This is a genomic window from Pseudomonas sp. B34(2017) (assembly GCF_002112915.1).
Classification (GTDB): Bacteria; Pseudomonadota; Gammaproteobacteria; order Pseudomonadales; family Pseudomonadaceae; genus Aquipseudomonas; species Aquipseudomonas pharyngis.
Genome location: NZ_NEJA01000004.1, coordinates 99,269 through 111,436 on the forward strand (window position 1 = coordinate 99,269; position 12,168 = coordinate 111,436).

General features: G+C 58.4%; 4 protein-coding genes and 1 pseudogene. 1 reads left to right on the forward strand and 4 read right to left on the reverse strand.

Annotated elements, in window-relative coordinates; translation table 11 throughout:
* Positions 1 to 90: 90 nt before the first annotated feature.
* The 4 genes and pseudogenes from CAF80_RS28965 to CAF80_RS13770 form a co-directional block, all read right to left on the reverse strand.
* Positions 91 to 1,236 (reverse strand): hypothetical protein, encoded by a 1,146-nt coding sequence (locus CAF80_RS28965; protein ID WP_074688644.1) that lies wholly within the window; start codon positions 1,234 to 1,236, stop codon positions 91 to 93.
* Between the two features lie 16 nt (positions 1,237 to 1,252).
* Positions 1,253 to 8,565, reverse strand: a pseudogene (locus CAF80_RS13760) (DUF637 domain-containing protein).
* Positions 8,566 to 8,590: 25 nt separating this feature from the next.
* Positions 8,591 to 10,297, reverse strand: coding sequence for a ShlB/FhaC/HecB family hemolysin secretion/activation protein (locus tag CAF80_RS13765; RefSeq protein ID WP_074688646.1), 1,707 nt, complete (start codon positions 10,295 to 10,297; stop codon positions 8,591 to 8,593).
* 237 nt (positions 10,298 to 10,534) lie between these two features.
* Positions 10,535 to 10,984, reverse strand: a complete 450-nt coding sequence (locus tag CAF80_RS13770) for a helix-turn-helix domain-containing protein (RefSeq protein WP_039766933.1) — start codon at positions 10,982 to 10,984, stop codon at positions 10,535 to 10,537.
* Between the two features lie 184 nt (positions 10,985 to 11,168).
* On the opposite strand from CAF80_RS13770, the gene CAF80_RS13775 reads away from it, so the two are divergent.
* Complete coding sequence (locus CAF80_RS13775) at positions 11,169 to 11,987, forward strand: alpha/beta fold hydrolase (protein ID WP_064597308.1); 819 nt, start codon at positions 11,169 to 11,171, stop codon at positions 11,985 to 11,987.
* Positions 11,988 to 12,168: the final 181 nt, after the last annotated feature.

Consider the following 12,168-nt stretch of genomic DNA (forward strand, 5'->3'; position numbering starts at 1 on the left):
TATGAGCTCTGAACCATCTACAATCAGAAACATGAGGCTCATCGCACCAAAACCGAAATTTACCCAGTCGCCCAAAACCACCACTAACAATCATTGCTGCCCCCAAAACTTTAACCAATTAGGATTGAAAGACCCAGGCTCAGCAGCGTTAATAGCATTGATAACATCTGGGTGATAAACACTGTATGGTGAAACCTGGTATTTACCAAGTGCCCCTTGGTGCGCAGAACTATAGTCCAAGCCCTTATTCATCATGGTATATTCAGACAACTCATGAATATAGAAGCTCGCATCTGCACCTTCTATTGGTCGCCCTTCAGCTAGCGCTGCCCGCAGCCTATTAACCATCAATTCATTCTCTGGTACAACCCCAAACTTTTCCAAATGGCTCTCTACTATATATAAGCCTCTATCAGAAACATTTACTTTTCGCTCCGTCAGTTTACCAAGGCCTGTTCCGCCATTAACACCTTCGAGGAATGCACCAGTCCCCTTAGCCCCGCTACCCAGTTGCTCAGCTTCAAGTGGCTCGGCCAGATTATCCCCAGTCTTCGGTTTCAGTCCATTTCCCCCCGAAACCAGTACCGAAGACCCGGTCCTCTCCAGATACTTCGCTGCCCCCTTCAACAACGCCATTTCCAGCGCAGCTTTCGCAGCCTCCGTGCCGTAATCACGAAGCGGATTTACATCACCGGGATATGTATCACTGCTGAAGGACGCACTTACTCTGTCGCCCTGCGTGTATTCGTAAGGTGCAAACAGTCGGCCAGTGGCTTCCCAGCCATCCCTGAAGGAAACGGCCCCCCCCAATGCGGACATTGCTGGCAGCGTGCAACCAACCACACTCACACAGGCCGGGCTTAAGGCTACCGCGCCCCCGTAACCGGTTACAGCACCCACAGCGCCAAAGATCGCTTGTCGCGCAGCAATTGAGCGCTGAGCGCTTTCTTCATTACGCCCGAGTGCATCGTTGGCCTGGTCCCACTTTGAGTACTCGTCAAACGCCCCTGATGCGAGCAGAGCGTCTTGCGCCCCCTTGAAGCCTTTGCCGGCGGTTTCTAGATCCTTGAACTCCTGATAATTCGGATCACCCGTTGGTATTGACTCACTGCAATGAACCAACGCACATGCAGCCGCTTTGAGCTCATATGCTTTATCCGGCGACTCTTTCTGCAACTTCTCCAGCGCTACGGTTTCTTTCAGATGGAGCTGACGGTTGTACTGGTCAGCTATCAACGCGACCCAGGCCCCCTTATTGACATCCCCCCCCCGCCAATCCAGCGGCGGTCAAACCGACAATTTGAGAAAAGGCCTGGCGTAACTCTGGTTTATTTTCGAAAGTGGAGTTCAGAACGCCAGCCATTGCCTGATTGGCACCCGCCGCAACTGCACCGGTTTTGAAATCGCCCCCAGTGGCACTGGATACAGCGCCGCCAAACAACGCATGCATGGCGGTACGAGCAATACCACCCTCTTTCCACATCGCCATGCCGACCGAATCGCCCGCTTCTTTTGCTTCTTGCCAATGACTCTGGGCGTACCCTCCAACAAAGTTGAACGCTGTAGCGGCTACGACATTACCGGCCTGCGCCACCAGACTCTGTTGCAGATTCTGGCCGAGACTGCCTCCTCCAATAGCCGTCTTGATTGCCCCCGCAGCGAGCCCCTGTGCCCCGGCATGAATTGCGAGACCACCAATGCCCCCGACCGTATTAAGGTCGAAGCCTTTGGTCAGGTTATTGAACGGTACTGTTTTGCCTCCCAGATACGGGTCGATTACCCCTTGAGTAAACGCACCGGTTGCTCCCGCAATTGCGGCATTCCTGAGGCTTTCTTTGCTGAAGGTGTCTTTGGCAACTGCACTTAACTTGCCCTTATTGCTGATCGCACTATTGGCCGCGGTCGTCTCCAACGAAACGAAGGCCAGATTTGCAGCGGTCGCATAAATGGTCCCTTCCGCCGCTCCAACCAGCGCAGCCCCTGCCCCTCCCGTCACTGCCGCCAGCAGGATGGCTAATATCAACTGCGCACCAGCGCCAAGCCCCGAGTGCTCGTATTTGAAACTCTTGTGTATTTCCTCCACGCGATGCCAGTCGATATCGCCCCTGGCTTCCGCCTCCTTCAACCAGCCCAGTTCAGGATCCGTAGCGACCATCGCATCAACGGCTTGGCTGACAGTCTGTTCATTCAGCTTGCGAACATCGATTTTCAAACCATCGACGGCATGGATGGTCAGCTTTCCTTTTGCAACCAAAGCACTTTGGCGCAACGTTTCGTCTGTGTTGCCTTCCCCTTTCATCGAAGTCCAGGCAAGGCTGTCGCTGCTTTTTACATGGCTTTCATCATGGAGATCCTTCACCCCTTCGAAGTAAATCTGCCCACCACTGTCCAGCGTGATGCCCTTGCCACTTTCAAGCTTCGCCACCTGATAGCGCTGATCCCCCTCGCTAACCAGCGTGAGACTGCCCCCAGTCTTGATCTCGCTACCCACATGAGTGATCTGGGTAACCTCGTCGCGCTTCATTTTCTTGGCGCCGAAACCACCCTTCTCTTTCATGTCGTACAGGGTGTAGTCCTTGTTCTGCGCGGCCAGCAGACTCAGGTCATTACCCGCATACACATAGGCTTCATTGCCCGCGCTGATCTTGCTCGCCACCAACGTGGTATCGCGACCGGAAGTGGTTTTTACGTCGCCGCCCGCGATGAATTCGGCTGCTTTCTGGACGGTGTGGTTGTCTTCTTCGTGGACGCGTTTCTTGCCACTTTTGCTGTTGGTCTCGACATTGTGTTCGTCGCTCGCCGAAGCCATGTTCAAGTCTTGTTTCGCGTCGGCAAGCAGATCGCCTTTGGCTTGTGCCGTACTGGCGAGGACGTTGATGTCACGACCGGCATCGAGCTTCAGGTTGCCGCCACTCTTCACGCTGGACGCGAGGTTTTCCACGGTTGTGGTGACGGTCGAGCGATGTCCGCCGTTCTCGATTGTGTGGATCTCGTTGACGTTCTGAACCGCCAGTAAGTTGATGTCGCGGGTCGCGCTCAGGTCTGCATCGGCGCCGCTGGTGATCGTGCCGGAGTTGGTCAAGTCACGGCCGGACTTGATGCTCAACGTATCGCGGGCGCTGATGTTGCCGCCGTCATCAAGGGAAGTGCGCAACCCCTGCCCCGGGCTGTAAGTCACGGCGGTCCGGTCGTTGACAATGTCACCCTTGAGGGTGCTCAGACTGACCTGATTACCGCGAATATCACCGGCCAGCGCATTGCGGATGCTGTCGGTGGCCATCAGGCTCAGGCGTTCGTTGGCCTCGACCAGACCACCGTTATAGAGGCTGCCTTTGACGTCTGCCGTGAGGTTGTTGGTGGCCCGCAGAGTGCCGACGTTGACCAGGTCATTGCCGGCGATCATTTCCAGATCACGCCCCTGAATCAGGCTGCCGCCGCGCACGTTGCGCGACTCGGCCTGCGCCAGATACAACACTGGCACCAGTACTTTCTGGCCATCGACGACGCGCTCTTCCATCCAGACGATGTCATGCGTCAGCGCCGCCACCTGCTCGGACGTGAGGGCGACACCCACCGCCAGATTCAGCTCGTTTTTGCTGGCGAGCGCGTTGTCCATCAGGTAACGGAATTGCTCGTAATCGTTGTTCAAGCCACCGGCCAGAAAACGCTGGCCGGTTTGAGCCAAGACGGCATCGCTGATCAAACGCGATTCGTAGCGGCCGTCGCCGAGGCGACGGGCAGCCTCATCTGCGCTGAAATTGAGTTTGCCCAGCAGGTAGTCCGAGCTCATGAATGGCGCGGTCTGAGTCAGCTCCGGATTGGTTTCGATCAGGTAGCGGCTCTGCGGATTCGGGCTCTGCACGAACATGCCGTACGGGCCCTTGGGCAGCCTGAACGTCGACGATGCCGTCGGGTCTACGGCGGTAAACGGAACGCCCTTGAAGTCGATGGGTACGAAACTGATTTGCTTCACGCCATCGGCGTCCAGGCGCTCGATCCGCGTCACATCCCTGGCCACCTGAGCGTCCGCTGGGCCGCTGCGTTTACCCAGGTTGATATTGAGAACCCCGACACCCAAGGTCTGATCGCTGTCCAGTTTGCCGGTCAGCTGATCGTAGGTGTTGTCGTGCAGCGTACCGTTCTGAAGGTTGTTGCTCACGTTCAGGCTGACGCTACCCCCGGCCTGCAGGGTTCCCGCATACACCGTACTGCCAGCGTCCTGCCAATGGATCTCGACCATGTCAGGATGTTTGAACCGGCTGTCCATCGTGGTTTCAACCAGTTCCTCGAAACGGGCTTCATCGAAATGTCCCGCAGCGGTGGCTGCGTTGAACGCGGGGACATCAATGAACTCCATCCTGTCCCACAGACTATTGTCGATGTGGCCAGGAGTTCCGATGATCTCTGTCGAGTAGCCGTCACGAGACTTGGCACCTTGGTTGAGCAGATTGTCTGCGGTCAGGCTGAGGTTGCCGTTGGCAGCCATCAGGCTGTAGCGGTTTTCGACATTGCCGCCATGAATCGTCAGGTTTCTACCGGCGACAAAACGCGCAGCGGTCGAATCCTTGAGTACGACATCCCTGTAGGTTCGGTTGATCGTAATAGTGCCGCGCTTCCAACCATCGTGACCGCCACAATGCTGGCCACACACCCAACTGATGTCGCCGGAGTTCAGCCCATGAGAGATCTCGAAAACCGCTTTGGCGTTTTCCACCGACACCGCATTGATGTCGATATCCCCCTCGCCCTCGACCGTCCCCGACAAGTTGCTGAACAACGCAGCACGACCACCACCCACGGCGTCGACCGTGAGATTGCCCCGGCTGTAGATGTCGCCGTAATAGTTGCTCAGGCTGCTGCCATGCAACTTCATCGTGCCGCCGCTGAACAGCAGCGTATCGGCTACGTTGGAGATGCCGTTGGCGGCGTTGAATTCCAGATTGCCCTGGGCGCCCAAGGTGCCTTTGTTGTTGATCTGTGCAGCCGTCACCGTAAGGTTCTGGTTGGCGATCAGCCGACCGAGGTTGTCCAGCGTGCCGCGCAAGGTCATCACGGTATCGCCACCGCTGACGAGTCGACCGTCCTGTTGAATCACGTCGTTGGCGTTGATGGTGAGTTTTTGTTGAGCCGACACTCGACCACTATTGATCAAGCTGCCGCCAAGGGTCAGCGTCAGGTCGCCATCGCTGAGCAGTTGCCCGGCGTTGTTCAGATTGGCGACATTCAGGTTCAGCGCCGAAGCACTGGCGATGCGATCCCCGACATTGAGGTTCAAATCCTGCGAACTGGTGTAAGTCAGCCCACCATTGAGTTGCCAGGTGCCCACACCATTGACCGCCGCAACATCCCAGACGCCTTTGCCCAGACCGGTGAGGCTGCCCTGCGTGCCCGTCAGGTTATTCAGATCCAGGTTGAACAGCCCTTGCGCGGCGTGACGCACGCTGCCGCTGAGGTTGTTGAGCTGGATGCCGGCGAGTTCCAGATCCTGACTGCCGATCTCGATGACGCCGTTCTGGTTGTTCAGGTTGCCGGTCAGTTTGATCTGGCTGGACGCTCCGCCCAGTGCGCGAATCTGCCCGCCAGCGCTGTTGTTCAGTTGGCCGCTGATCAGTTTCAGGTCCGTGCCCGACTCGATCAGTCCGCCCTGATTGAGAATCTGACTGACCGCCTCGAGGCCCAGTCGATTGCCGCTGATTTCGCCGCCTGCGTTGTCCAGGGTGACCCCATCGAAAACGACCTGGTCTTTGCCGAATAGCTTGCCGGCGCGGTTGGTCAGACGTGTCACCGTCAACTTCAAATCGCCCAGCAGGCTGGAGATCAAACCGGCCTTGCCGTTGACTGCGCTGTTGTCGAGGTCGGCGCTGGTGATGTCGAGGGTGTCGGCCTGCAGCGTGCCCCCCTGGTTCTGCAGGTTGCCGGTGCCCAGCGCGAGTTCTGCGTGGCTGCCATTGGCGAGGATTGCGCCCTGCTGGTTCAGCAGTGTGCTGCCGACGATTTTCAGACCATCGCTGCCTGCAATGATCTGGCCCGCGTCACGGTTGTCGATCGACGTACTGGTGATGTCCAGACGCTGGCCGCGCAATGTGCCGCCGCGATTGTCGAGTTCGACCAATTGGTCGAGCAGCACGCGTTGCTCGCCAGCATCGACCACGCCCGTGACGTTTTTGAAGACCCCGGCAATTTTCAGCGCAATGTTGCCGCCCGTGCCGACGATGCCGCCCTTGTCGCTGTTGTTCAGTCGGGTCGCGGTGACTTCGAGGGTTTTACCGAGCAGGACACCGGCACTGTTGTCGACCGTATCGCTTTCGATGTACAGGTCGGCGTCGCTCTGGATCCGGCCCTTTTGATTGAGCAGTTGCGATTGACCGGCGACGGCTTGCTTGAGAATCAAGCGGGCACCGTCAACACCTGCCGCCAGCAGACCGCTGTCGCTGTTATCGAGGCTGGTCGCTTGCAGGTCGAAGCGATCGCCGATCACCCGTCCACCACGGTTGTCGATGTGGCCATTGCGAGCGACCAACAGCAATTGTTGCGCAGCCACCACGCCTTTGCGGTTGTCGACACTGTCGGCGTGAATATCTACATCACCCTGGCTGGCTTGTAGTCGGCCCAAGGCATTGTTCAGGTGCTTGTTGACGACCAGCGTGAGCTTGCCGGTTTCGGCACTGATCGCACCTTTGTCATTGTTGGTGAGATTGTCCAGCGTCGCATCGACAACACCGCCGAGCAGTTGGCCATTGGCGTTGCCCAGATCGCGTGCGGTCAGGTTCAGGGTCGTTTTGCCCTGAATCAAGCCCTGAGTGTTGTCCAGGTCTTCGCTGGACAGCACGCTGTCGTCGGATGAAATCGTGCCTTGGGTGTTGTCGAGCTTGCCGCGACTGGTCAGCTCAAGGGTTTTACCGGTCAGACTGGCATTGCGGTTGTTGATGCTCTGGGTAGCGACGCTCAAGTGTTTCGATGCCTGCACCTTGCCGTCGTGGTTATCGAAATCCTGATCCAGCGTCAGATCAACATTGCCGTTTTCGGCACTGATGACACCCTTGCTGCTGTTGTCCAGCCGAGTGCCGGTGATCCGGATCGAATCGGCGGCCAGCGTGCCGCCCTGATTGAGCAACTCGGTGCCCGAAACGACGAGGTCGGTCTTTGCCTGGATCTTGCCTTTGTCATTGTCCAGACGTTCGTGGGCAACGACTTTGGTGTCGCTTTGGCTGGCAGCAAGCAGGCCGCCAGCGTTATCGAGTCGCCGGGTATCGATATCCAGACGTCCGGCGATGATCTTGCCGTCGTCGTTGTGCAGCGCCCGCGCATTGAGTTTCAAACTACCGCCGGCGATTTCAATCCGGCCTTTGCGGTTGTCCAGATTGTCGACCGAGAGCGCCGCCGTCTGACCGTCGGCGAAGCGGATCAAGCCACTGAGGTTGACGATAGCCGGGACGTTGAACGCGAGACTGGTTTCGCCGTAGATCCGTGCGTCAGCCCCTTGGTTGACCAGGCGAGTGGCGCTTAGGGCGACGTCTTTGGCCTGGACGATACCGTTCTGGTTATCGAAAACACCTGCGGCACTCGCGCTCAGCGAGCGACTGGCCAATACACTGCCACGGTTGCTCACCGAGCCGCTGTTGATGGAAACATCGCCATTGCTGTTACGGCTGTTATCCGCATTCACTCCGGCTTCGATCACGCCGGCGTTGGTCAATGTGCCGCCGTTGGTCAGGCGAACGCTGTCCCTGGCGGCAAGGCTTTGCTGGTTGACCAGATCCTTAGCGGTTTGCACGGTCAATTGCGTGCCCGCGTAAACGGTTTGCTGCGCCTCAAGACTGTTGGCCTTGATGTCGACCGCATTGCTGGCCGTGACTTTGGCCAGCGTCAGTTGGCCATTGGCGTCAATCTGGATATCACCGGCGCTGGCCGCCAGTTCGCCTGCCAGTTTCACGCCGACACCGGCCTCGGTCCCGACCAGTTTGATTGCCCCGGCGTACATCCCGCCGAGTGCCGAAGAGTCGATCGCCAGTTGCGGCTTGGCGCTGCCGTCATCGGCACGCGCCGTGGCGCTCAGCGTTTCGGCGTTTACATCGTTGCGACCGGTGGTGATGTTCAGGCGTTTGGCGTGGATCTGCGCGTTGATCTGCGCACTGCGGGTAATGATTTCGAAGCTGTCGACGGCGCTGGCATCCAGACCTTTGCCATCGATGGAAACGCTGCCCTGATCGACCTGGAAACGATCCAGCCGACCCGCGCCATCGAGTAACGGTTTACCGGTGGTGAGGGTGACGCGTGGTGTATTGATGAAGCCGCAACCGTTACAGCTGATGCCGTACGGGTTGGCGACGATCACCCGCGCTGACTGCCCTGCCACTTCGGTGTAACCGCGCAACTGGCTCGGACTGCCGCCGTTGACTTCGTTGAGGATGGTTTGCGCAGCTGCTGCGCCCACATCGGTTGCCAGAACATGACGTTGGCCAGCAGGAACGCCAGTCCGCGTTTGGGCATGCCCCAGAAGTGTTCACGGTTTTTTACGGCAGCAGAAGGCTGACTGGCCAGAAAGGCCAGTTGGCGGAACTCCATAGCAGAATCTCGGAAAGGGCAAAAACTAGAGGAAGAAATCCACGCGGAAATAGATCGGCGCTTCGCGCTCGGTCAGCACGTCAGGGCGTTCCAGGGAATGGGCAAAAGTCACACTTGCTGCCACGTGTTCGCCACGCGCAAACAGCTCCAGCGAGTTGCTCGACATGCGCCCGTGTTGCTCGCCGTTGTAACGGTCGCCACGAATCACGCCCTGGTCGTAGCCGAGGCTGGTGCCGTATTCGGCGAACACCGGGCGCAGCCATTCGGCGTTGATCGGGCGCGACCAGCGCAGGTCGTTGCGCCAATAGCCGCCGCTGTCGCCTGACAGCGATTGATCCTTGTAGCCACGGATCGAAGACGACCCGCCGAGGCTGGTGCGCTGCGGGCTGAACAGCACGTCTTCGCTGCGCTGGCCGGTCATCAGGCTGCTGAAGCTGAAGGACTCGCCCCACACTTTGAATGGCTGCAGATAGCTCAGGGTCGCGGTGTACTTGCGATAGCGCGCGTCGGGCTCGCCGGGACCCGGATCGTGGCTGCCCTGAGCGTCGAATGCACCGATACCTTCCTGCATGCCGGCGTCGAAGTTGACGAAGGCGCTGCCGACACGACGTCCGTGGTTGAAGCCGAACTGCGCTTCGCTGATGCGGTTGCTGCTCAGCTTGAGCTTGCTGTCTTCGATGAAGTTGTTGGTGCGCAGATACGACAGGCCGGCGTTGAGGGAGGTCTTGCTGACAGAGTCGCGATGGATCACCCGCTCGGCGCGCAACTGATGGTTCTCGCTGTCGCCGGTCTGCTTGAAGTTGTAGCCGTTGGCAGCGATCTGCGAGCGGTACTCACTCTGGCTGTAGGTGTAGCTGAAGTTCCACCAGCCCCACGGCAGGTTGTAGTTGAGCATGGCGTTGTTGGAGGTGTGCTGGTGATCGGTCATCGCGTCGTGACCACCGCGCAGACTCAACTGGTCAGCCAGACCCAACGGGCTGTCCCAATCGAACGTGGTGCCCCACTGCTGTTCACCGGTGCTGCGCTGGCCGTCGTTGCTACGCGACAGCCCGGCGCGCCATGGTTTCTGCGGGGTGTTGGTGACCAGCACCTCACTGCCGCCAACGTTCTTGCCTGGCGACAGCTCCATTTTGGCCTGGTTGGAAGGGAGGCGATTGAGCTGATCGACCATTTGCTCGATCTCGCGCAGGTTCACCAACTCACCGGCCTTGCCGGGAAACGCCATCGACAACTCACGCTCCGAAAGCTTGCTGTTGTCGGCGCCTTTCAAGCCCTCGAGTTTGCCTTCCACCACCAGTACTTTGAGATGTCCACCGGACAGATCCTGCTGTGGCAGGTAAGCACGGCTGGTCACCCAACCCTTCTCGATGTAGTGATCGGTGATGACCTTCAGCACTTCATTCAGCTGAGGCACACCGAGGCACTGGCCGAGGTAGGGTTTGAGCAAACGGCTCTTGTCGCTCTCCGACAGGCTGTCGGCGCCTTTGAGCTCGATGTCGTTGATCTGAAAGCAACGCGTGTCGGTGGGGGCTTCCGGCTGCGCCGGTTTGGCCTCTTTGCCAGGTAGATCCTTGAGTTCTTCGAGCCGTCGCTGCTGCTCTTCGAGCAGACGGTTCTGGCGTTCGCGGATCAGGTCGGTTTCACCGGGGGTGGGTGCTGCAAGTGCGGTTTGGAGCGGAGACAGGCATAGCAAAGCCAGGCACAACCTCGCCACGAGGGCGGGTGAGGACATGTTCGATCCCTCGAGACGGAAAGCGATATCAGAATAGTGGCACCATGTTAAAGAGCCACTATTCTGACGTCAATTTAAGGATTCACCGAAATAGTGTGGCCGACGAGCGGCATCGGTGAAATCGTCCGACTCCGACAGAGATGCAGGATGTTTCGTAGATCAACCAAGGAAAAACGGTCACCAAATCAGAGAACGTTCCGAAAAACGAAACATCCGACAGACCCCGCTTACTTCACCTCAGTGCTCAACCGCCAGTTTCGTCGCCACATCTTCCGGCGCCAGCACCCGACCATCGGCCGACAGCAACTGAAGCTTCCTGATCGGCTGACGCTTTTGCGCATCTACCATCACCGACCCGGGCTCGCCAGGCTCGAACATGAACTCCCCACCCCACTGCGACAACGCAACGATCACGGTTTGCAACGCCCGGCCTTTTTCCGTCAGCACGTACTCCTTGTAGGCGCTGCCGTCGGACGCCGGCACCAGGCGCAGGATGCCCCGCTCCACCAGCCCTTTGAGCCGCATGCTCAACATGTTCTTGGCGATTTCCAGGCTCTTCTCGAAATCGCTGAAACGACTGATGCCCTCCAGCGCGTCGCGGATGATCAGCAACGACCACCAGTCACCGATCAGGTCGAGTGTCCGGGCAACCGGGCAGATGTTGCCCTCCAGGCTTTTGCGTTTCATTCAGCGTTCTCCAGCAAAACGGTCATCAAATCGTGGTTGCATCTTACAACTCTGACGCCCGCAGGCGTCTACGCTGATCGGCTGGCGAAACTTAGCACCTGCGTACAAGTAGACCAGACGCTTAACCGCGATAGTCAGCGATGCCATCCCGGCAACCACACACGCCCCGACATAAGGAGTTTTCATGAGCACCTTCACGACCCAAGACGGCACCGAGATCTATTTCAAGGACTGGGGCAGCGGCAAGCCCGTGCTGTTCAGCCACGGCTGGCCGCTGGATGCCGACATGTGGGAATACCAGATGGAATATCTGAGCAGCCGTGGCTACCGCACCATCGCCTTCGACCGCCGCGGCTTCGGCCGTTCCGAGCAGCCGTGGACCGGCTACGACTACGACACCTTCGCCGATGACATCGCGCAACTGATCGAGCACCTCGACCTGCGTGACGTGACCCTGGTCGGCTTCTCCATGGGCGGCGGCGATGTCAGCCGCTACATCGCGCGTCACGGCAGCGAGCGTGTCGCCGGGCTGGTGTTGCTGGGCGCGGTAACGCCGCTGTTCGGCAAGAAACCGGACTTCGCCGAGGGCGTCGACAAGTCGGTATTCGACGGGATCAAGGCGGGTCTTTTGAAGGATCGCGCGCAGTTCATCGCAGACTTCAACACGCCGTTCTATGGCCTCGATAAAGGTCAGAAAGTTTCGGACGGCGTGCTGACACAAACCCTGAACATCGCCCTGCTGGCCTCGCTCAAAGGCACCGTGGATTGCGTCACTGCGTTCTCGGAAACCGACTTCCGTCCTGACATGGCGAAAATCGATGTGCCGACGCTGGTGATCCATGGTGACGGCGACGTCATCGTGCCGTTCGAAACCACCGGCAAACGCGCCGCCGAGCAAATCAAGGGTGCCGAGCTGAAGGTTTATGCCGGTGCGCCGCACGGGTTTGCCGTGACCCATGCGCAGGCACTGAACGAAGACCTGCTGGCGTTCCTCAATCGTTGAATTCGATGTAAATCAAGCGCCAACTGAAAAGGGCCGTCGACACACCTGTCGACGGCCCTTTTTTTCGTTGTCCCGGATTCCGGTGCCAGGGCGAAGCCCCTTGTTTACGGGGCTTTCAGACCTCTGCATCACGTTTTTATCTTCACATGCCAGCTTAATAATATTTTACCGATAACCACCC